The organism is Enterobacter sp. BNK-22, from assembly GCF_048684805.1.
Taxonomy (GTDB): domain Bacteria; phylum Pseudomonadota; class Gammaproteobacteria; order Enterobacterales; family Enterobacteriaceae; genus Enterobacter; species Enterobacter quasiroggenkampii.
On record NZ_JBLQTT010000001.1, the window covers coordinates 1,181,416 to 1,200,994 of the forward strand.

22 protein-coding genes and 1 pseudogene are annotated in these 19,579 nt (G+C 52.1%); 9 read left to right on the plus strand and 14 right to left on the minus strand.

What is annotated here, in order from left to right; translation table 11 throughout:
• Window positions 1-5 precede the first annotated feature (5 nt).
• The 3 genes and pseudogenes from ACMGGE_RS05395 to ACMGGE_RS05405 form a co-directional block, all read right to left on the minus strand.
• Window positions 6-953: pseudogene (locus ACMGGE_RS05395) on the minus strand (aldo/keto reductase).
• An 84-nt stretch (window positions 954-1,037) separates the two neighbouring features.
• A complete protein-coding gene (locus ACMGGE_RS05400; RefSeq protein WP_063621635.1) occupies window positions 1,038-1,727 on the minus strand; it encodes a type 1 glutamine amidotransferase domain-containing protein in 690 nt (229 codons plus the stop codon).
• Window positions 1,728-1,738: 11 nt separating this feature from the next.
• Window positions 1,739-2,044, minus strand: a complete 306-nt coding sequence (locus ACMGGE_RS05405; RefSeq protein WP_045910563.1) for a hypothetical protein — start codon at window positions 2,042-2,044, stop codon at window positions 1,739-1,741.
• A gap of 139 nt (window positions 2,045-2,183) precedes the next feature.
• On the opposite strand from ACMGGE_RS05405, the gene ACMGGE_RS05410 reads away from it, so the two are divergent.
• Entirely contained in the window at window positions 2,184-3,083 is a 900-nt protein-coding gene (locus tag ACMGGE_RS05410; RefSeq protein ID WP_196352252.1) for a LysR family transcriptional regulator, read from the plus strand.
• 27 nt (window positions 3,084-3,110) lie between these two features.
• Here ACMGGE_RS05410 and ACMGGE_RS05415 read toward each other — a convergent pair whose 3' ends face one another.
• The gene (locus ACMGGE_RS05415; protein ID WP_420293481.1) at window positions 3,111-4,019 is read right to left on the minus strand and encodes a LysR family transcriptional regulator; all 909 of its coding nucleotides are present in this window, start codon (window positions 4,017-4,019) and stop codon (window positions 3,111-3,113) included.
• A 212-nt stretch (window positions 4,020-4,231) separates the two neighbouring features.
• On the opposite strand from ACMGGE_RS05415, the gene ACMGGE_RS05420 reads away from it, so the two are divergent.
• Window positions 4,232-5,218 (plus strand): aldo/keto reductase, encoded by a 987-nt coding sequence (locus ACMGGE_RS05420; RefSeq protein WP_262801690.1) that lies wholly within the window; start codon window positions 4,232-4,234, stop codon window positions 5,216-5,218.
• 104 nt (window positions 5,219-5,322) lie between these two features.
• On the opposite strand, the gene ACMGGE_RS05425 is transcribed toward ACMGGE_RS05420, so the two are convergent.
• Window positions 5,323-6,360: an aldo/keto reductase gene (locus tag ACMGGE_RS05425; RefSeq protein WP_262808289.1), complete on the minus strand. Its 1,038-nt coding sequence runs from the start codon at window positions 6,358-6,360 to the stop codon at window positions 5,323-5,325.
• A gap of 425 nt (window positions 6,361-6,785) precedes the next feature.
• Here ACMGGE_RS05425 and ACMGGE_RS05430 point away from each other — a divergent pair, with 425 nt between their 5' ends.
• The 3 genes from ACMGGE_RS05430 (at window position 6,786) to ACMGGE_RS05440 (ending at window position 8,193) form a co-directional block, all read left to right on the plus strand.
• On the plus strand, window positions 6,786-7,229 hold the full coding sequence (locus ACMGGE_RS05430; RefSeq protein WP_420293482.1) for a PACE efflux transporter: 444 nt from the start codon (window positions 6,786-6,788) through the stop codon (window positions 7,227-7,229).
• A 94-nt stretch (window positions 7,230-7,323) separates the two neighbouring features.
• Window positions 7,324-7,695 carry a VOC family protein gene (locus tag ACMGGE_RS05435; RefSeq protein ID WP_196364570.1) on the plus strand — a complete coding sequence of 124 codons (372 nt, stop codon included), beginning with the start codon at window positions 7,324-7,326 and terminating at the stop codon, window positions 7,693-7,695.
• A 135-nt stretch (window positions 7,696-7,830) separates the two neighbouring features.
• Window positions 7,831-8,193, plus strand: a complete 363-nt coding sequence (locus tag ACMGGE_RS05440; RefSeq protein WP_420293483.1) for an NUDIX hydrolase — start codon at window positions 7,831-7,833, stop codon at window positions 8,191-8,193.
• Window positions 8,194-8,231: 38 nt separating this feature from the next.
• Here ACMGGE_RS05440 and ACMGGE_RS05445 read toward each other — a convergent pair whose 3' ends face one another.
• Window positions 8,232-9,005: a DeoR/GlpR family DNA-binding transcription regulator gene (locus ACMGGE_RS05445; protein WP_420294176.1), complete on the minus strand. Its 774-nt coding sequence runs from the start codon at window positions 9,003-9,005 to the stop codon at window positions 8,232-8,234.
• A gap of 86 nt (window positions 9,006-9,091) precedes the next feature.
• Between ACMGGE_RS05445 and ACMGGE_RS05450 the strand changes: the two genes are divergently transcribed.
• Both ACMGGE_RS05450 and ACMGGE_RS05455 read left to right on the plus strand, forming a co-directional pair.
• Entirely contained in the window at window positions 9,092-9,676 is a 585-nt protein-coding gene (locus ACMGGE_RS05450) for an NUDIX domain-containing protein (protein WP_045910554.1), read from the plus strand.
• Window positions 9,677-9,982: 306 nt separating this feature from the next.
• On the plus strand, window positions 9,983-10,675 hold the full coding sequence (locus tag ACMGGE_RS05455; protein WP_048030459.1) for a helix-turn-helix transcriptional regulator: 693 nt from the start codon (window positions 9,983-9,985) through the stop codon (window positions 10,673-10,675).
• Between the two features lie 14 nt (window positions 10,676-10,689).
• Here ACMGGE_RS05455 and ACMGGE_RS05460 read toward each other — a convergent pair whose 3' ends face one another.
• Window positions 10,690-11,328, minus strand: a complete 639-nt coding sequence (locus ACMGGE_RS05460) for an acyl-homoserine-lactone synthase (RefSeq protein WP_048223222.1) — start codon at window positions 11,326-11,328, stop codon at window positions 10,690-10,692.
• Between the two features lie 440 nt (window positions 11,329-11,768).
• Between ACMGGE_RS05460 and tam the strand changes: the two genes are divergently transcribed.
• Complete coding sequence (gene tam / locus ACMGGE_RS05465; protein ID WP_063621942.1) at window positions 11,769-12,527, plus strand: trans-aconitate 2-methyltransferase; 759 nt, start codon at window positions 11,769-11,771, stop codon at window positions 12,525-12,527.
• Between the two features lie 5 nt (window positions 12,528-12,532).
• Here the strand turns inward: tam and ACMGGE_RS05470 are convergent, their stop codons facing one another.
• From ACMGGE_RS05470 to ACMGGE_RS05495, 6 genes are all read right to left on the minus strand, one after another.
• Window positions 12,533-13,723: a cytochrome c biogenesis protein/redoxin gene (locus ACMGGE_RS05470; protein ID WP_420294177.1), complete on the minus strand. Its 1,191-nt coding sequence runs from the start codon at window positions 13,721-13,723 to the stop codon at window positions 12,533-12,535.
• 137 nt (window positions 13,724-13,860) lie between these two features.
• Window positions 13,861-15,162: an ATP-binding protein gene (locus tag ACMGGE_RS05475; protein ID WP_420293484.1), complete on the minus strand. Its 1,302-nt coding sequence runs from the start codon at window positions 15,160-15,162 to the stop codon at window positions 13,861-13,863.
• Window positions 15,159-15,899: a response regulator gene (locus tag ACMGGE_RS05480; protein WP_420294178.1), complete on the minus strand. Its 741-nt coding sequence runs from the start codon at window positions 15,897-15,899 to the stop codon at window positions 15,159-15,161. Before ACMGGE_RS05480 ends, ACMGGE_RS05475 begins: the two co-directional genes overlap by 4 nt.
• Window positions 15,900-15,943: 44 nt before the next feature.
• On the minus strand, window positions 15,944-16,939 hold the full coding sequence (locus ACMGGE_RS05485) for an alpha/beta fold hydrolase (protein WP_063621625.1): 996 nt from the start codon (window positions 16,937-16,939) through the stop codon (window positions 15,944-15,946).
• A gap of 145 nt (window positions 16,940-17,084) precedes the next feature.
• Window positions 17,085-17,525 carry a GNAT family N-acetyltransferase gene (locus ACMGGE_RS05490; RefSeq protein WP_420293485.1) on the minus strand — a complete coding sequence of 147 codons (441 nt, stop codon included), beginning with the start codon at window positions 17,523-17,525 and terminating at the stop codon, window positions 17,085-17,087.
• A 12-nt stretch (window positions 17,526-17,537) separates the two neighbouring features.
• Window positions 17,538-18,008, minus strand: a complete 471-nt coding sequence (locus tag ACMGGE_RS05495; protein WP_420293486.1) for a GNAT family N-acetyltransferase — start codon at window positions 18,006-18,008, stop codon at window positions 17,538-17,540.
• A gap of 118 nt (window positions 18,009-18,126) precedes the next feature.
• On the opposite strand from ACMGGE_RS05495, the gene ACMGGE_RS05500 reads away from it, so the two are divergent.
• Entirely contained in the window at window positions 18,127-18,675 is a 549-nt protein-coding gene (locus ACMGGE_RS05500; RefSeq protein ID WP_420293487.1) for a GNAT family N-acetyltransferase, read from the plus strand.
• On the opposite strand, the gene ACMGGE_RS05505 is transcribed toward ACMGGE_RS05500, so the two are convergent.
• Window positions 18,663-19,577 carry a bestrophin family protein gene (locus tag ACMGGE_RS05505; RefSeq protein WP_045910543.1) on the minus strand — a complete coding sequence of 305 codons (915 nt, stop codon included), beginning with the start codon at window positions 19,575-19,577 and terminating at the stop codon, window positions 18,663-18,665. The genes ACMGGE_RS05500 and ACMGGE_RS05505 overlap by 13 nt on opposite strands.
• Between the last annotated feature and the right edge of the window lie 2 nt (window positions 19,578-19,579).

The window sequence follows — 19,579 nt, forward strand, 5'->3', positions numbered from 1 at the left end:
GGGGTTTACACCATCGGTTTTTCCCAGGCGCCTCGTGTATCCACTCTGGTCTCTGCGGCGAGTTGTTCCAGCATGATGATTTCCTCATCGCGTAACTGGATGTCTGAAGCGCAGGCGGCGTCCAGAACGTGATGGATTTTAGTCGCACCAACGAGGGGAAGGGTACCTTTTGCAATAGCCCATGCGATGGCTATCTGTGCAACGCTGGCATTCCTTTCGGCTCCCATTTTTTTCATGGCGGCGGTCAATCTTTCTATCTGCGGCAGTACCGCGTTATAACTTTCGGCCCGGCCACTCCCGGCAGGCATGGGATGATTTGAATCATAACGACCACTGAGCGCGCCTTGCTCCAGGACCATGTAAGCAAAGAACGTGATGATATTTTGTCGGCAATAATCAAGGATTCCGGCCTCTTCAGAAGCGCGATAGAGCAGGCTGTAGTGATTTTGTACTGCACTGAGGGAATAACCGGAAGCGTTAAGGATTTCGTTGGCGCGTCTGATTTGTGCCAGATTATGGTTGGAAACTCCTACGCGTTTTACCTTACCGCTTTGTAAAAGTGGGATTAGTCCTGGCGTCCATTTCTCAACGTCGAGGGGATTATGGATCCAGTAGATATCAATCGCGTCCACGCCCAGGCGTCCGAGGCTGGCCTCAAGCATATCGCTGACAGGCTGCGCTGACTGTTCGTTCGCAATCTGCGGCGTGAATTTGGTGGATAAAGTCATATCCTCGCGGGGGAACTGACGGACTAATGCTCCCAGCGCTGCCTCGGAACTCCCCATGCCATATACTGCTGCGGTATCCCAGAGATTGAGGCCCTTACTCATGGCCGTGGTGAACACGTCTGCCATCTGAGTATCAGAAAGATGATTGCCGAAGACGGAGTCGCCACCGGCGAAACCTGTGCCTCAGGACCATGTGCCCAGCGCGACGGGAGGTAGTGTTTTCATATTCAGCTCCTGTAAAAAGGCCGGAACGTTGCTGACGGAAACCGGCCAAAGAGGGTGAGTAACGGTGAAAAAGAGATGAATGGATTAAGCTGACTGACGGAGGGCATTTAACAGCGCCACACCGACACCGTGCGCTGAAGCGGGATTCTGCCCCGTGATAAGGCGACCGTCGGTAACCACGTTTTCAGACCAGTTCGGGGCTTCATGATGAAGCGCGCCATGCTCGCGAAGTGCAGTCTCAAGCAGGAAGGGAACCACATCTGTAGTGTGAACTTCTTCCTCTTCCTTGTTGGTAAAGGCCGCCACGTTTTTGCCATTCACCAGGTATTCGCCGCTACTGAGCTTTGCGTCAACCAGTGCCGCAGGTCCGTGGCAGACGGCTGAGACAATGCCATCACTTTCATATACTTCGCGGATAATACGCTGGGCATCCTGGCTGTCGCGGAAATCCCACATGGTTCCATGGCCGCCTGCAAAGAAAACGGCGCTGTAATCGGTACCGTTTAGCTCGGATAACGCTGGTGTTGTTGCCAGGCGCTGCTGAAAATCGGTTTCGTTCCAGTACCAGGCGTTGACAGGATCACTGAGGTCAAATCCATCCACCGGCGGCTGTCCCCCGCGAATGCTGGCGATCATCGTTTTTAGTCCGGCATCTTCCAGTACTTTCAGCGGATGGGTCAGCTCGGCCAGGAAAAAACCGGTTGGTACACCGGATGCGCCTTTAATCGGATGGCTGGAAACGACACACAGCACGGGTTTATCTGCAGGTTTCATATCGGGCCTCACTATTTATTTTTAAATTCAGCGGCAAAGAGATTTTCCCAGTTAATAAAGGAGCCAAGCGGAATGCACTCAAAGCTTAATAAGCCAGCTTTTGCCAGCGGGAATTCGGCCATTACGTTCATCGCTTCATCGACAGAGTCACATTCAAGAAAAATAGCGACGCCAGGTCTGTCCTGACGGAAGTAGATGTCGCGGATGAAGCCGGATTTATACAATCCCCAGGCGTGCAGCGCTTCAGCGTTAAGGTGTGGAGCATATTTTTCCAGCGATGCTCCAGGTGCGGGGATATCCAGACATAAAATTCGCATCATAGTCTCCTGAACTCAGGTCGTTGTAGAAAGAGATAAAAGTATAAGAGGCGAATTTCACGAAGATTAGAGGAGCATTGACTTAAGCATCTTTAGACTGTACTTAATAATCAGGCGGAGATTGCTTTAGGAAAACATTATGAATAACGCCCTGTATAACCAGATACGGATCTTTCAGAGCATTGCACGTGAGGGCAATATTTCGGCAGCCGCAAGAAAACTGGAAATTACGCCTCCCTCCGTCAGCAATGCGCTTAAGCTGCTGGAAGATCATATTGGCCATCCGCTTTTTGTGCGTACGACCCGCCGTATTGAGCTGACGGAAACGGGGCAGCTGTTGCTGGAACAGACCGCTGCGGCGGTGGAGTCGCTGGAACATTCGCTTGAAAGCATTCGCGACCAGAATCAGGAGCCCTCTGGTATCGTGCGAATCACGCTCTCGCGTTTTGCCTATCTGTTAATTCTTAAGCCTGCAATAGCGAAATTCTGTCAGCAATATCCGGGTATACAGCTTGAAATTTCGGTTTACGACGGTACCGTGAATGTTATCGAAGAGCGTTTTGATCTTGGGATCCGTTTTGGCGATATCCTCGAAGGTGGGGTGGTGGCGCGGCCGTTAATGAAACCCTTTCGTGAAGGGTTATATGCATCCTCAGCTTATATCAGCGAGCATGGAATGCCCGAGGTGCCGGCTGACCTCAGTCAACACAAGCTAATTGGCTACCGTTTTATTACTAACAACCGCATCCTTCCGTTGATTCTGAACGATCGCGGAGAGCAGTTGACGGTTGAGATGCCCGGGCAGTTAATCAGCAACGATATTGACGTTATGGCAGACGGGATCCGTAACGGCCTGGGAATCGGACGTTTGTTTGAACCCATCTTGCAGTTACAGCCGGACAGGGAGCGCTTTATACCCGTGATGGAGAGCTACTGGAAAACCTACCCGCCAGTGTATCTCTATTACCCCAAAAACGCGGGTAAAACGAAAAGAGTGAAGGCCCTAATTGATTTTCTGATATCCGCTACGGGACGATAACGCCTCGTTCAGTATGGAGGCGCTATTTCACAACCCTAGCGGTCGGGCCTCCTGTATGAACTCAATCAGAAGGCGAAGCCCGGTCGGTAGTTGCCGGCGGCTTGAATAATAGATATGAAAACCTTCCTCCAGCGGGGACCACTCCGTAAGCACCAGGCGGAGCCGTCCATCCTTCACATAGGATGCAACAAGAGGCTCCGGAAAATACATCATGCCGGCTCCGCCTAATACGGCCACAAGGCCCGTTTCAGCCTGATTGACCGTCACAGAGCCAGGCACACTGATTTGGTACGTTTCGCCGTCTCGCTCAAGTTCCCAGCGATAAATCCGATCGTCGCCGAGACGATTGCTTATACAGCGATGGTGTAATAAATCATCCGGATGTTCAGGCGTTCCGTAGCGTTCAAGGTAGTCGGGGGATGCTGCGATAACCCAGCGAATATCGGCAGATAAACGCCGGGCAACCATGTCTTCCGGGACGGTGCCACCATAGCGGATACCGGCATCGAAGCCCGCATCAGTGACGTCAACCATACGGTTGCTGGCCACAATATCGATTTCAATATCGGGATAGCGATCCATAAACGCGGGCATAACTGGCGCAAGCAAAAGATTGGCCGCTTCAACGGCAGCATTGATGCGGATACGTCCGGTAGGGGTATTACGATACCGGTTAAGCGATTCAAGCGCGCCTTCTATCTTGTCGAAAGGCTGAAGGACAGACTGAACCAGTTCTTCACCTGCAGCCGTAGGTGTAACGCTCTTCGTCGTGCGATTAAGGAGGCGAACACCGAGCCGGGTTTCCAGCCCCTTCAGGGCATGACTAAGCGCTGATGCACTCACACCTAATTCAATCGCCGCACGGCTGAAACTGCGATGACGTGCAATAGCCATGAAATAAATGAGATCGGCGACATCCGCTCTGCTTATTTGCATACAGAATCGTTTTCCTTGTGCGTTAAGGCCCGAATGTATTGATACGGAAATGATATACACCATAGACCGATTAGCGCTAATCCGTTGCTGAATTTATTTCACAAGTCCATCCACTCATCGCCTCTCACTGAACACGTTGTGCTTCGTTATTCTTGAAAATTATGCGCTCTGGCCGTCGGTCAGGGCGGAATATTCACCTAACGGAGCCGTGTATGAACTATACGCATCTTGGCCGCACCGGCCTGAAAGTCAGCCGCCTTTGTCTCGGAACCATGAATTTTGGTGACGTCACCGACGAGAAAACCAGCGCCCGCATTCTGGATGAAGCGCTTGAGGCAGGTATAAATTTCATTGATACAGCAGACGTGTATGGCACCGAACAATCACCCGATATCCAGCAAGGATCGGGGCTGTCCGAAGATATTATTGGTCGCTGGATCCAGCAGGGTGGACGCCGTGACCGTATCGTTCTGGCGACGAAAGTCTATCAGCCAATGGGGCCAGGTCCGAATGATCGCCGTCTTTCTGCTTACCATATTCGCAAGGCCTGCGAGGACAGTTTGCGACGGCTTAAGACCGACCATATTGACGTCTATCAGATGCATCACATCGATCGCTATACGCCATGGGAAGAGATCTGGCAGGCCATGGAACTCCTTGTTCAGCAGGGAAAAGTGCTTTATATCGGTAGCAGCAATTTCGCGGGCTGGGACATTGCGACTGCGCAGTCAGTTGCTACGGCCCGTCATTCCCTTGGCCTGGTTGCTGAGCAAAGTCTCTACAATCTAACTGCCCGAACTGTTGAGCTGGAGGTCATTCCCGCATGCCGCCATTTTGGCATGGGATTGATCCCCTGGAGCCCACTTGCCGGAGGGTTGCTTGGCGGCGCATTGAAAAAGATGGCAAGCGGGCGCCGTGCAAGGCCCGCGTTTGCCCGTCTAATTGAACAACACCGTCCTCAGTTGGAAGCCTACGAAGGATTATGTGAGGACCTCGGCGAAACCCCTTCCGATGTGGCGCTTGCGTGGCTCCTGCAGAATCCTGTCGTTACTGCTCCACTTATCGGGCCTCGTACGGTCGAACAACTCCATCAGGCGCTTCACGCAACGACAATCACGCTATCAGACGACACCATGAGCTGTCTCGACGAAATCTGGCCCGGACCCGGGGGAGAAGCGCCCCAGGCTTATGCCTGGTAATTACCGTATGTAGGGTGGTCGCGCAGATCCGTTAACCGAAAGTCAGTATGATAAAAGTTAAACCTTTACTGGGGGACCCGGCAACGCCGGGCCAGGGTAGGGCATTAACAGTCCTGTATTGCTGAAGGCGGCGTGAGTGAAGGTGGCGTATCCGGAAGTGGGGGAATGATCCCGTCGACGGGGTGCGGCAGATAGTGTGCCTCGAGTTCCGTGATTTCTGCATCGCTAAGTGAAAAGTCCAGCGCGCTGATAGCCGTGGAAAGATGTTCTGGTTTCGTCGCGCCGATGATCGGTGCTGTGATGACCGTTTTTGATAGCAACCAGGCAATTGCGACATGAGCTCTTGGCACATCGTGCTTTTTGGCAATTCTGGCAACAACATCAACAACGGGCTTATCCAGCAGGGCTGCGTTCTCATACATTTTTAACGCAAAGGCATCGTTTTGCGTTCGTCGGGACGTGACACTCCAGTCGCGCGTGAGCCTGCCGCGTGCCATCGGACTCCAGGGGATCACACCAACGCCCTGGTCTTCACACAGGGGCAGCATCTCGCGCTCTTCTTCCCGGTAAAGCAGGTTGTATTGCGGTTGCATCGTAATAAATCGGGACCAGCCGTTACGCTCTGCAGTATGCTGCATTTTTGCAAAGCGCCAGGCTTCCATAGATGATGCGCCGATGTAACGTACTTTTCCTGATTTAACGAGGTCATGCAGAGCCTCCATGGTCTCTTCAACAGGCGTGGAGTGGTCAAAGCGGTGAATCTGAAAGAGATCCACATAATCCATACCTAAGCGCATCAGGCTATCGTCAATAGACTGAAAAATGGCCTTGCGGGAAAGAAACCCGGTATTGGGTGAGTTGCGCCACGGAAAGAAGGTCTTTGTCGCCACAACGATCTCGTCGCGTCTGGCCATTTCTCTCAGCGCTTTTCCTGTGATCTCTTCAGAACTTCCGCCAGAGTAGATATTTGCGGTATCAAAAAAATTAATGCCAGCTTCAAGCGCCTGACGAATGAGCGGACGTGACGCTTTTTCATCCAGGGACCAGGGTTGAGGCAAACGTTCGGGGTCACCATAGCTCATACAACCGAGACAAAGACGGGAGACTTTCAAACCGCTACGACCCAGATTCACATACTTCATTCGGTGTTCCTTCTTTTATTACCAGCAATTCTGTATGCGACAGGTTATTGCACTGGTATGAAGGGGACCAGCATGTGCTATCGAATGGTGCTGTGAGTTTTTCTCACAAATGGTTTGTTATCGACGGTGGATTTTATCGAGAAGGGAGGACACCAACGTACTAATTTCTGGAGCTGCATGAGAGCACCATGGAGAATAGACCTATAAATGCAATTTAACATAATATACATTATGCGCACCAATGTATGATTCCTCAAAATCTGGATGTATTCGGTCGTAATTGTCCTGGACCATTCAGAGCTCGTGCAGTCGCCTTTTCACGCGTTCATGCTGTCATGATACCCACACAACCCAACCTCTACGTTTACACATGGTTGAAAGACGTTTGATATACTTCAGCCTTTGACCACTGCTGCCGTAAACTTATGGAAATTGAATTAGATAAAAGTGTCAAAGAAAGGATTTTCCACGCGGTCATTTTTGAAGTGACGGCCAACGTTATTATCGCGCTGTCGCTTGCCTGGCTGATGAACGTGTCGGTACTCCAGTCAGGCTCGCTGTCCGTGATATCCGCGCTAACCGCCACGGCCTGGAATTTTGTGTTTAACAAACTCTTTGACTCTCTGCAGAAAAAATACCGATTTGAAAGAACATTTCTGGTCCGCGCGCTCCATGCGGCCTTTTTTGAAGTTGGCCTTATCATCACATTAATTCCTGTGGCAATGGTGATGCTGAATTTAACGGTGACGGAGGCTTTTTTTGTTGAGATCGGTCTTGTACTGTTTTTCCTGCCGTACACGATGCTGTTTAACTGGCTCTACGACTACCTGCGCTGGACATTTGTTGGACGGAAACGGTCAGCTCTGTAGCGAGACATCTGTCACATAGGCACGCCCTTGATCATATTCGACTCCTCTCACCTTCTATACTCTTCATTTCTCTATCTCTTTTGAGGAGTCGATAATGTTTGACCATGTTAAATTCGGCGTCAGCGATTATGAAAAAAGTAAAACCTTCTTCCTTGAGGCGCTTCGCCCGCTTGGTGTGGAACTCATTGATGAAGGCGCGCCAGATTACGGTGTTGAAATGAGCGCTGGCGACGTTTCACTTTGCCTTTTCCAGACAAATGATAAACCTGCGCCTCTGCATCTGGCGTTTGTGGCTACTACACGCCAGCAGGTTGATGATTTTTACCACGCCGCGCTGCGTGTTGGCGGACGTGATAACGGCGGGCCGGGATTACGTCCGTACGGTGAAAATTATTATGCTGCTTTTGTCATCTCACCTGATGGTCATAACATCGAGGCCGTGTGCCATGCACCGGAGAGCCAGTAGCACAACGCCTTTGTCAAAATGCTCATGCGACTTTGTGCACGATATTGCACGAAGAGTTGTATTTCAGGCCGGTAATGGCGTAAGGTATCCTCTGTAAATGTGCATTTTCATGCAATAACGCTGACAGAGGTATTAATGACACAACAGTTGATTTTAATTGCCGGTCCCTATCGCAGCGGAACCGATGGTGTTCAGGCGCGAATTGATGAGAATCTGGCGCGTCTCGAAAACGCAGCATTAGCCGTTTACCAGCGTGGCCACATCCCGGTCATTGGTGAATGGCTTGCTTTGCCGCTGGCAAAAGCCGCAGGCTCAAAAACGGTGGGTGATGAAATCAGCGAAGCGATGCTGTACCCCATTGCTCACCGGCTCATCGCAAAATGCGATGCGATTTATCGTATTGCCGGTGCGTCTAAAGGTGCCGATATGGACATTGAGGTAGCCAGAAAATATGGTCTCAGCGTGTATACCGCGCTTGAGAACATTCCAGAAGCGTAAGCCATGACGCCAGCCAGCCTAACGTTAAAGGCTGGCTGTCAGAGGCGGTCACGATCTGAGGTCAGCACGACGGATACCCCCTTTTCTGATACCGCGCGGATCCACTCCTTATCCGTACCGTCTTCAACAACGATGGTATTCACTGAAGATACATCGCCAATCACAAACGACGACGCGGTGTTGATCTTTTCCGGAGACGCCAGAACGACCGTTTCCGCGGCTCTGCCGGAAAATGCACGTTTGATGCATGCCTCTTCGAAATCACCGGTTGTCAGCCCCGCATCGGGATGAATACCGGTCACCCCCATAAAGAACAGGTCTGCATGTATATTCTCTATGCCTTCGATGGCCGCAGCACCGACCGCAACAATCGAGTGTTTATACAAGCGTCCGCCGATTAAAATCACCTCAATGGAAGGATGATCAACGAGCCCCAGAGCAATACTTGGGCTGTGCGTCACCACGGTGATGCGTAAGTCAGGAGGGAAAAATGTAATCAGCTCCGAGGTAGTCGTGCCACCGTCGACAATCACCACCTGGCCTGATGAAATCAGCTGTGCTCCTTTCCGGGCCACCCTTTTTTTCGCATCCATCTTCACGGATTGCCGTTCTGCAAACGGAGCTATAGCGGAAGATGACGGCAGCGCGCCGCCATGAACACGCTGCAAACGCCCTTCTGCCGCCAGCTCACGCAGATCGCGCCGGATGGTATCTTCAGAGACGTCAAAGAGAATGCTGAGCGCTTTTGACTGGACCTGGCCTTCGGCATCCAGCTTTTCAAGGATCAATTGTTTTCGCTGACTGGTGAGCATCATGAATTCCTGATGTTGCATGTTTTATCTTGAACATGCATGATATTGCTGTTTATGATCATTACTCTACGTAAGGAGGAACAATCGTGCAATCAAAACGTGCAGATGTGCGCATCATCGACAGTGAAACCCTTTCTGACAACTGGTACATCCTTAAAAAATATACATTTGACCTCCAGCGACGTGATGGTGAATGGCAACGGCAGCATCGGGAAGTCTATGACCGTGGCAACGGCGCGACGATTCTTCTCTATAACCGTGAGAAAAAGACGGTGATCCTGACGCGTCAGTTCCGCTTCCCTGTCTTTATCAACGGCCACCAGGACGATTTAATTGAAGCTGCCGCGGGATTGCTGGACAACATGGATCCCGAAAGCCGCATAAAAGCAGAAGCAGAAGAAGAGACCGGCTTTCACGTTTCGCGCGTGCAGAAAATCTTTGAAGCCTACATGAGCCCAGGCTCCGTCACGGAAAAACTCTATTTTTATCTTGCAGAGTACCAGCCAGATGACAGAACCGGCGCAGGCGGTGGGATCAAGGCCGAGGGGGAAGATATCGATGTGCTGGAAATGACGCTTGAAGAGGCTTTACGCAGCATTGAAACGGGCAAGATTGTCGACGGTAAGACCATCATGCTGCTTTATCATGTTGCCCTGAAAGGTATTCTGTAACCTACTGGTTTACATCCTGATTTGAAGGCACATGAAATCGGTACGCTTGTGCGCTACCCGGATGAAAAGCGGAAAACCTCCTAAATTTTGCAGCCTACTATATTTAGTGAACGATTTCGAAATTCGATAAAATCATCAACTATTCCCTCAGTCACCTGCATTTATCATTCAAAAATGCCAAACGTTCACGAGGCTGCCTGCTGAGGTAGCCTGTCTTATCGGTTGTCTGGATTAAAATGCGACTCGCTACAGATAACGAAGCATATTATACTTGGTCCTCCACTCGAACAGGAGGCAGCAACTCACGTGAAGGATACATATTACAACGACATAACGATCAACACGCAAATTCAGAGTGAGCTGGACGCGTTTTTTGAGGATTTCAAAGGGATCGTCTTCGCCTACGCTATTATGAACAAGAAAGATCCTTCACAGATGAGGATACTCAATAATAGCCCCGAGTGGTTTAATATCTACCTTGAAAGAAAATATCAGTTCATTGACCCTGTCATTATTCGGGCTTTGCGCTGTGTTGACGATTTTTTCTGGGAAAGTGACGTCGTCCTGTCGGATGGTTACAACCTGACACGCATTTTCGACGAAAGTGTCCAGTATGATATTTACCAGGGACAGACCTTTCCTCTGCATGACTATCTGAATAATCTTGTGGTCTTATCCGTCATCAGTCCTAAGCATTCTGGCATTGACATAGAGAAATATCGACCGCAATTTCTACGCTTCCTTGTTCAGTTACATCAGAAGACACTCAATCTTTATAGTCAGCATCAGCAGAAAAAGAATGTTTTCTTATCACCACGCGAGCGCCAAATCCTTAAATGGGTCAGCGCCGGGAAAACGTACGCAGAAATTGCGGTTATTTTGTCTATTGCCGAGCGCACCGTTAAATTTCACATGGGCAATATAATGAAAAAACTCGGTGTAAATAATGCCAGACACGCAATAAAACTTGGGACGGAACTCCGGTTACTGGAGGACTGAGCCTCAGCCACTGGTTATAAATGGCGTAAATGCTCGAGCATTTCGCGAAGCCAGTGACTGGATTTATCTTTGCTAATAATGTCTTCAATAATGCTGGGGCTGGCAGGCATATAAATATAATAAATAACCTCCCCTTTTTCAGAGACACCGCGCTGAATTACTTCAACTTTCCAGTTTGCATGGCGAAATATGGCATACATACCACGACTGGCTACTGCGTACATCCCGTGATATTTTTTCTTTAGGCAATAAATATTCATTGCAAGAAACAATGCTTTACTGGCGGGCACGCCCTGCAGACTTGCAGAGTCTCGTGTTTCTTTATCTAAAAATAAGCGACTCACTTCACAACAGGGAACATCTGCTGGAAAAACAATGGGATTATCGAAATAGTTGTGAAAGATCTCGCTTATCATTGTCGGCTGCGTTGCGTTAATAAATCGCGCGCCGCATAACAGCTGTCCATCATACATCCCCAGCAAGTATGTCGTGTTATGGGAATCAAACTGATCCTTTTCCATACCTTCGATGCATTCCACTTTCCAGTCGAGTCGGTCCCGAAAAGTTTTTCTTCTGAGTCGGTAGAGTTCGTGTGCTAATGCTGGTGGTAAATCATCGTAGTCGTGTAAAAAAAATTCAATGACAGAATTCATGCTCTTGTTCCTGATAATAACACCTGAAACTATTATCACCTGTCTTTAAGGACAGCTTTCATTGTGCCGCATATTCCCTATACTTAAAAAGTACCTGACCACGAAGTTCTCGCAAAACTAAGCGGTCAGGAGGTCAAAGACCTACGAAACACCAGGGATATACCCATCGATGATTATCTAATATTTAAAGTTTCGGGTACAGAGCATAAGAAGCACTTTGCCGATAAAATATTAAAAAACAATAATCACAAAATAATTACAATAAAAACATTGCCCCTTAATCTTTTAAGGGGTAATATTTCCGTTTTGATTATTTTTTCTACCTTCCCTTCGTTTTACTGACTCTGCTGATTTCATCTGCCCAAAACCCTCGTCGGTACCGCTTTACAGACATCTGCCTGTGCTATTCTTGCTGAATCATGTAAGACGGAGAATTGATGATGGCCGACTGGAACCCTTCTCTTTACCTGCAATTTGGCGCAGAAAGAACGCGTCCAGCCGCCGAATTGCTCGCCAGAATTCCTCTGGATGAGGCTGCGACTATCGCCGATCTGGGCTGCGGTCCAGGCAACAGCACGGCGCTGTTGAAGCATCGCTGGCCTTCTGCGCACATCACCGGGGTTGATAACTCCCCTGCTATGCTCGAGGAAGCACGCGCCGCCTTACCTGACTGCCACTTTGTTGAGGCCGATATCCGGCAGTACAAGCCTGGTCAGCCGCTGAGCCTGATTTATGCCAACGCGTCACTGCAATGGGTTCCGGACCATTACGATCTCCTGCCGCATCTTGTCTCCCTGCTTAAGTTAAATGGCGTGCTGGCGATCCAGATGCCCGACAACTGGCTGGAACCTACTCATGTGGCGATGCGTGAAGTGGCGCTGGAGCAAGAGTACCCAGACCGGGGCCGCGAACCTCTGCCGGGCGTACATGCTTATTACGATATTCTGTCGGAGGCTGGCTGTGAGGTGGATATCTGGCGGACAACCTATTATCACAAAATGAGCTCTCATCAGGCCATTATTGACTGGGTAAGCGCCACCGGCCTGCGGCCCTGGCTCCAGGAACTGAATGAGAGCGAACAGAAACGTTTCCTGAAACGCTACCATGAACTGCTGGAAGAGCAGTATCCGCTTCAGGAAAACGGGCAGATACTGCTGGCTTTTCCTCGGTTGTTTATCGTGGCTCAGCGCCAGCCCTGATCCGATTACAGGCGGGCTTCTTTGAGCAACTGCTGGATAACCTTTTCCTGCTGCGCATAATCCCCCTCGCCAAAGGCGGTATAGCGCAGCTGCCCTTTGGCATCAAAGTAGTAATGCGCTGGCCAGTACTGGTTGCCGAACGCATTCCAGATTTGATAGTTGTTATCCGTCACGACCCGATACGGCAGTTGCCACTTTTTCACCGCATTTTTAACCGACGAAAGCGGTTTTTCCCAGGGGTATTCCGGGGTGTGAACCCCAATCACCACCAGACCCTGCGATTGATACTTTGTAGCCCACTCCCGCACATGTGGGAGCGTATGCTGGCAATTAATGCAGTCCCAGGTCCAGAAATCAATCAGAACAACCTTCCCTCGCAAGGATTCAGACGTGACAGTGTCACCGTTAATCCATCCTGTTCCACCACTTAGCGAAGGCAGCTGGGTGCTGGGCTCAGCGATTGCCACCGGCTGGAGCTTCACCGTCGCGGTTGTGGGTTTTGCCACGTTTAAGAGCGCGGTCTCAAGATGGTCTGCGACGCCGTTAGCGCCTTTCAGCAACGAGGTCATCCCCGTCGCATTCAGGACGACTGCCGCTAACATCGCCACCCCCGCCCCCTGACGCAGCTTCGCCATGAGTGCCGATTTTGCTCTCAGCGGGGTCATTAGCGTGCGGCCTCCAGTGACGAGTAATCCCAGCATCAGCGCGCATCCGCTGCCATAGGCAGCCAGCAGTGCGCCGGTAGTAATGGCGGAATGCCCCGCAATGTTAATGCTGAAGATCGCTCCCAGGATGGGGCCCGCGCAGGGAGACCAGAGCAGTCCTACCGCAAGCCCGGCCAAAAAAGCCGATGCCATTCCGCGCGTTTGCCCGCTTCGGGTGTTGAGGACATTTCCCGCGCTGACGGCCGGACCGGCAATACGCTGGGCGAAAGACGGGAAAATTAAGGCCAGCGCGGCGGTGGCCAGAATGACGAGCGCGATCCAGCGCCCGACAATGGTCGTCTCTGTTATCCACTCGCTGGCGACGGTGACGACCATCGCCACCAGGGTGAACATCACGACCATCCCTGCGAGCAGGGCCAAAATATGTCGTCGTTGTCCTTGAAAACCGGCAAACAGGAGTGGAATAACCGGGAGCGTACATGGGCTGAGCAGGCTTATCATCCCGCCCAGAAAAGCGATTAACAGAAACATCATGACCTCACATTACACGTCCTGCGACACTGCAGTGAGGCTATTTCATCGTCCTGATGTGTTCAGGATATGTGTAAACGCGCGGTTTTTGTCTGGCTCTGTATCACCCAGGCCAGGAGATACAAAGCCGTACAATTTTACGAACGACGCGGTAGCGTAATGGCGATATCCAGTCCGCCTCCGGCGCGGTTCGCCAGCCTGAGTTTGCCGTCCAGCTGTGCGGTCAGCTGCGCGGCAATCGCCAGGCCGAGACCTGTCCCGCCGGTATCGCGATTACGCGAGGTTTCAACCCGATAAAACGGCTGCAGAACCGCCTCCAGTTCGGCTTCGGGTATTCCCGGCCCGTCGTCCACAATGTGAATCACCACCTCTTCGGCAGACGAAATATCAATGGCAATAACGGCACCGCCGCCGAATTTCAGCGCATTATCCAGCAGGTTAGTCATCACTCTACGAAGCGCCTGTGGACGCGTAATGATGGGCAGGCGGGTTTCGCTTGCCTGAAACTGCACGTTTTTACCAATGTCCTGATAATCGCTGGCGATGCTGTTGACCCAGGCGTTCAGCTCCAGCTTAAGCGACGTTTCTTCCAGTGATTCTGATGACCGGGCATATGCGATACCCTCCCGCACCAGACGAGACATACTATCAAGATCATTGAGGAGCTTGTCGCGTAGTTCCGGCTCCCCGGCCATTTCGACACGCAGCTTCATGCGAGTAATGGGCGTCTGGAGATCGTGGGAAATCGAGGCCAGGATCTGCGCGCGTTCCCGGAGATAAGACTGAATGCGCGCCTGCATGGCGTTGAAGGCATGCGCTGCCCGCTGCACCTCAAGCGGCCCTTTTTCCGTCATTGGCGTACTGGCCGCCGGATCCAGCGCATCCACCGCGCGGGTAAAATGTGAAAAAGGCCGTACCACCTGCCGCACGGCGACCCAGGCGCAGACGGCCAGAACCAGCAACTGCAGGACGAGAACGATCGGGAGCCAGCTGGCGACGGGCGGCATGCGCGGGATCAGGTCAATGGTCAGCGGCGCGCCATCGCGTAATGTAAGATGGGCCTGAATATGCGAAATGGCGCCGGGAACCGCGGTAAAGCTAAGCGGGTAATGCGCGGCAAGCGTCGCTTTTAAGGTTCGGATGGCATCTTGCGAACGCTTATCCGTCGGCGCTGCGCCGGGTTCTCCTGTGCCCAGAATATAACGATAGTTACCTCGTTCAAGCCGAGGCAGCCAGGCGGCGCGTTCGCTGGCCGGTAAGCGGTCTAAAATGGCGACGCTGGTTGCGACATCGTTTTCCAGATTACCGAGCATCACCGTGCGCGCGCTGTGCATGCGTTCAGTCATGACCAGCGTCAGGCTCAGGGCGTTAGCCAGCAGCAAACCGGACAGTACGACGATCAGCAAACGGGCCAGCAGAGAGCGTGGCCAGAGCGTCATTCGTTAACCTCTTTGATGGTCACCGGCATCGTAAAGACGTAACCTTCGCTGCGCACGGTTTTGATATAGGCGGGCGTGCGGGCATCTTCATTGAGACGCTGGCGAACCCGGCTTACCAGCAGATCGACAGAACGTTCAAACAGTTCGGCGTCACGACCCTGCGTCAGATTGAGCAATTGGTCACGGGTCAGCACGCGTTGCGGATGGTCCAGGAAAACGCGCAGCAGACGATACTCCGCCCCACTGAGTGCCACAATCACCCCTTCCGGGTCGATTAAGTGGCGAGCAACGGTATCGAGCTGCCATTCACCGAACATCACCAGCCGCCCTGCTTCTGTCACCTGTAAATTGGGCGGCATCGTGCGAAAACGCCGTAAAATCGCTTTGATGCGTGCCAGAAGCTCACGGGCGACAAACGGCTTCACCACGTAGTCATCCGCCCCCATCTCCAGACCCAGGATCCTGTCCGTCTCCTCATTGCGCGCCGTCAGCATCAGGATGGGCAGATCTTTATGTTTGCCGCTGCGTAGCTGCCGGCATAGCGTGAGACCGTCATCGCCAGGCATCATGACGTCCAGCACCACCAGGTCGATATGCTGTTTATCCAGTACGCTACGCATCTCTTTGCCGTTGGCCGCGCCCGTCGCGCGATAGCCAGACTTACCGAGATAATCGACAATCAGTTCACGAATATCCTTGTCGTCATCGACGACAAGGATGTGGTCAATATGTTCCACCGAACTCTCCAGACCGAAGGGTAACGTACTGAAAATAGCACATTTCACAGCTTATCCGCGTCGATAACTGCCTTGACGAAATCCTGTGGATCTTCCTGAGGCGGGTTATGCCCCACGGTTGCGCCGAAGGTGCGGTGCTCATATTTGCCGGTAAATTTAGCTGCATAGGCCTGCGGTGCCGGATGCGGCGCGCCGTTGTTGCCGCCTTCGATGGTGATCGTTGGGACGGTGATATTTGGCAGCGTGGCCAGTTTTTGCTCGTAGCGGTCGTATTTACGCTCGCCTTTTTCCAGCCCTAAACGCCAGCGATAATTACTGAGCGTCACCGCGACGTGGTCCGGATTATCGAGGGATTTGGCGCTGGCGTTAAAGACCGCATCGCTAAATTTCCAGTCAGGCGAGGCCTGCGACCAGATTAAGCGCGCAAAGTCATGCGTGTTTTTGGCATAGCCTTCAGCACCGCGCGCGGTGGCGAAATAGAACTGATACCACCACTGCTGCTCTGCTTTTGGCGGCAGCGGCTGTTTGCCAATCTGCTGGCTGCTGATGAGATACCCGCTCACCGACACCAGTGATTTTACGCGCTCAGGCCACAGCGCCGCGACGATATCCGCCGTCCGGGCGCCCCAGTCATATCCTGCAAATACCGCCTGCCTGATATTCAGGGCATCCATCAGATTAACGATATCTTTCGCCATCGCCGAGGGCTGGCCATTGCGCGGTGTGTTTGCTGACAGGAAGCGCGTGGTACCGTAGCCGCGCAGAGACGGCACAATGACCCGGTACCCTTTTGCCGCCAGTGCGGGTGCAACCTCGGCATAGCTGTGAATATCGTAGGGCCAGCCATGCAGTAAAATAACCGGCTGACCGTCTTTCGGGCCAATGTCGACATAACCGACATTCAGATCGCCGGCGTTAATTTGCTGAGGATGATCAAAGGCTGCGGCGACGTTTGTGCCGGTGACTTCGGCCTGACAGGACATCACGGTGCCAAGCGAAACGGTCAGTGCGAGGGTTGAGTAAGCAAGTTTGCTGAACATGTTGGTATCTCCGGTTGAGTACAATTCACGGGGATATCACAACACCTCAATGTATAGCGGATATGTGCGAAAGCGGGTTTATTGCAAGCCTGTGTATGTATCCGGGACGCTGATACAGTGTGATACAAACACAGGCGCTGAAGTTTTAGAGGGAGAGACGATAGCGGACGTAATCGTCAGCTTCACCATATTTGTCATAGAGTTTACGCGCCGGGTTGTTTTCCCGGGTGACCCAGTACAGTTTCGACCACCCTTCGCGCTTGCCTTCGTCAATCAGCGCGTCAATGAGCGCCTTACCGGCTCCCGCCCCGCGTTCGGCAGCATCAACAAACAGATCTTCTAGGTAGCAGATGGGCGCGGTTGACCAGGTGCCTTCATGCAGAACACACATTGCGAAACCGATGACCTTTTTGTCCTTCTCCACGACCCGGCAGAACATCGATGAATGCGCTGAGAGCGCCCTTTCCCACGTCGCTGCGGTGACGGATTCCTCGAGGAAGCAATCATAAAAATGGGTGTAACCCTCCCACAACGGTCGCCATTGGGAATAATCCTCTGCGCGTAAAGGTCTTACCGTAACTGCCATGTTTTCCTCACATTACAGGTCAATTGCCATTTCAAAACAGCGTAAATCAGCCCCCGCCATACGCGAATGATGATTATGTTCTCTCAGCGTAACAAACCCAAGCTTATGATAAAACGACTGGGCGTTAGGCGTCGCATCGAGCGTCAGGCGGGTTATCCCCCGGCTGCGGGCCTCGTGTTTGAGTGCCTCAATAATCCGGGTCGCCATGCCTTTACCGAAGGCTGCGGGCAAGGTGAAAATCGCCTCCAGGCAATGGGTATCCAGATCGAGATAGCCGCTTGCCGCAACATCGCCCTTTTCATCTTCAATCACGTAAAAAGGGTATTCAATGACCATCTGCCGATAGCGTTCGGGCATCAGATCAGGCGTCCAACGCGCAATGACCTCTGCGTCGTAACTGGTTTTACAGCCGTGACGAATCGCCTGGTTGCGAATGTCCCAGAGTACTTCGGCTTCCTGCGGATGGGCTCGTCTCAATGCCATAGTGACCTCTGCAAATGATAGTAGGATGGAAAAGTGAGCTTGCTGAGATAGAGTGCTATTGAGATGAAAATACCAGAACGCAAACAAAAGCATAACGCCTAAATAGGGAGATCCGCGCATGACGATACCGACGATCACGACAGAACGTTTACTGCTGAAACCGCTGGTTGCGGAAGATGCCGTCCAGATACAAACGCTGTATCCACGCTGGGAGATCGTCCGCTATATGGTCTCTTCCGTGCCCTGGCCCTATCCGGATAACGGCGCGGAAAACTATGTCAACAACGTGGCGCTGCCGGATATGGCGAAAGGGATTGCCTGGTTCTGGAGCATCCGGCGACGTGAGGTGCCGGATGAATTGATGGGCATTATTTGCCTGTACGACGTCGAGGATAACAACCGCGGGTTCTGGCTCGCGCCGGAGTTCCAGGGTCAGGGATTTATGCGCGAAGCCAGCATTGCCGCGACGGATTACTGGTTCAACACGCTAAACAAATCCGTTTTGCGGGCACCGAAGGCCGCTGCTAACAGCCGCTCCCGTCGTATTTCAGACAGTAGCGGCATGCGGCTTATCAGGACGGAGAAGAAAGCCTACGTCAGCGGGATGCTGGACTCCGAGCTGTGGGAGATCACCCGCGACGAGTGGAACGCCCGTCAGGTCAGCTGATAGTGCTTATCCGGCACCAGCCTTTCCGGAATATTCTCTTCGTCGTTCATCTGCAGCAGATCGCGTTCCATCATGTTGCAGATGGCGTCCAGCGGCAGGTCGTTATCTTCGGTGCCAAACGGGTCTTCCAGCTCTTCCGCCAGGGTGTCCAGCGAGATAAAGGTGTATGAAATCAGCGCCGAGACAAAGGGCGTCATGTAGTGCAGATCCACAACCAGCGCAAACGGCAGCATAATGCAGAACAGATAGACCGTACGGTGCAAAATCAGCGTGTAGGCAAACGGTACCGGCGTGGTCGCAATGCGCTCGCAGCCGGACAGGACGATGGACATATCGTTCAGACGGTTATTCAGACTGTGAAACAGGATGTCTGAGAGTTGCCCGTTACGTCGCCGCACGGCCAGCCACTCCCCCATGATCAGTAAAATACGGTTCGCGGGCGCACTGGCCTTCATCACCTGACGTAAATCATCCGGAGAAAGATAGCGAGAGAGTTGATCTGCGTTCAGCTCCCGGCGCAGGGTCATCCGCAGGCAGTTGGCAAAAGCAATCTGCAGTCGCACGAATTCGCCGAGGTGTTTATCGTCAGGCAGGGTGTTTTTTACCTCGCGAAACAGCGAGCGTGCCGCTATCATCAACTGCCCCCAGAGCAGGCGAGCCTCAACGTAGCGTGAATAACAGGCGTTGTTTCGAAAACCCAAAAAGATAGCGATCGCCACGCCGAGAATGCTGAATGGCGCCACGGTAAATTTGATGCCCAGCGAGGTATACCACGGCAACATCAGGATAACGGCAATAGAAAGCAGGAAATTGAGCAGCAATCGGGTATAGATCTTAGGCAGTACCGAACCGTGCCAGACAAAAATCAGTTGTAGCCAGTGCTGTTTAGGACGAACGATCATAG

Bases quoted from the DNA above. Each gene is read 5' to 3' on its own strand.
- ACMGGE_RS05400 (WP_063621635.1), bottom strand. From the start codon at position 1,727: ATGAAACCTGCAGATAAACCCGTGCTGTGTGTCGTTTCCAGCCATCCG.
- ACMGGE_RS05405 (WP_045910563.1), bottom strand. From the start codon at position 2,044: ATGCGAATTTTATGTCTGGATATCCCCGCACCTGGAGCATCGCTGGAA.
- ACMGGE_RS05410 (WP_196352252.1), top strand. From the start codon at position 2,184: ATGAATAACGCCCTGTATAACCAGATACGGATCTTTCAGAGCATTGCA.
- ACMGGE_RS05415 (WP_420293481.1), bottom strand. From the start codon at position 4,019: ATGCAAATAAGCAGAGCGGATGTCGCCGATCTCATTTATTTCATGGCT.
- ACMGGE_RS05420 (WP_262801690.1), top strand. From the start codon at position 4,232: ATGAACTATACGCATCTTGGCCGCACCGGCCTGAAAGTCAGCCGCCTT.
- ACMGGE_RS05425 (WP_262808289.1), bottom strand. From the start codon at position 6,360: ATGAAGTATGTGAATCTGGGTCGTAGCGGTTTGAAAGTCTCCCGTCTT.
- ACMGGE_RS05430 (WP_420293482.1), top strand. From the start codon at position 6,786: ATGGAAATTGAATTAGATAAAAGTGTCAAAGAAAGGATTTTCCACGCG.
- ACMGGE_RS05435 (WP_196364570.1), top strand. From the start codon at position 7,324: ATGTTTGACCATGTTAAATTCGGCGTCAGCGATTATGAAAAAAGTAAA.
- ACMGGE_RS05440 (WP_420293483.1), top strand. From the start codon at position 7,831: ATGACACAACAGTTGATTTTAATTGCCGGTCCCTATCGCAGCGGAACC.
- ACMGGE_RS05445 (WP_420294176.1), bottom strand. From the start codon at position 9,005: ATGCTCACCAGTCAGCGAAAACAATTGATCCTTGAAAAGCTGGATGCC.
- ACMGGE_RS05460 (WP_048223222.1), bottom strand. From the start codon at position 11,328: ATGAATTCTGTCATTGAATTTTTTTTACACGACTACGATGATTTACCA.
- tam (WP_063621942.1), top strand. From the start codon at position 11,769: ATGGCCGACTGGAACCCTTCTCTTTACCTGCAATTTGGCGCAGAAAGA.
- ACMGGE_RS05470 (WP_420294177.1), bottom strand. From the start codon at position 13,723: ATGTTTCTGTTAATCGCTTTTCTGGGCGGGATGATAAGCCTGCTCAGC.
- ACMGGE_RS05475 (WP_420293484.1), bottom strand. From the start codon at position 15,162: ATGACGCTCTGGCCACGCTCTCTGCTGGCCCGTTTGCTGATCGTCGTA.
- ACMGGE_RS05485 (WP_063621625.1), bottom strand. From the start codon at position 16,939: ATGTTCAGCAAACTTGCTTACTCAACCCTCGCACTGACCGTTTCGCTT.
- ACMGGE_RS05490 (WP_420293485.1), bottom strand. From the start codon at position 17,525: ATGGCAGTTACGGTAAGACCTTTACGCGCAGAGGATTATTCCCAATGG.
- ACMGGE_RS05495 (WP_420293486.1), bottom strand. From the start codon at position 18,008: ATGGCATTGAGACGAGCCCATCCGCAGGAAGCCGAAGTACTCTGGGAC.
- ACMGGE_RS05500 (WP_420293487.1), top strand. From the start codon at position 18,127: ATGACGATACCGACGATCACGACAGAACGTTTACTGCTGAAACCGCTG.
- ACMGGE_RS05505 (WP_045910543.1), bottom strand. From the start codon at position 19,577: ATGATCGTTCGTCCTAAACAGCACTGGCTACAACTGATTTTTGTCTGG.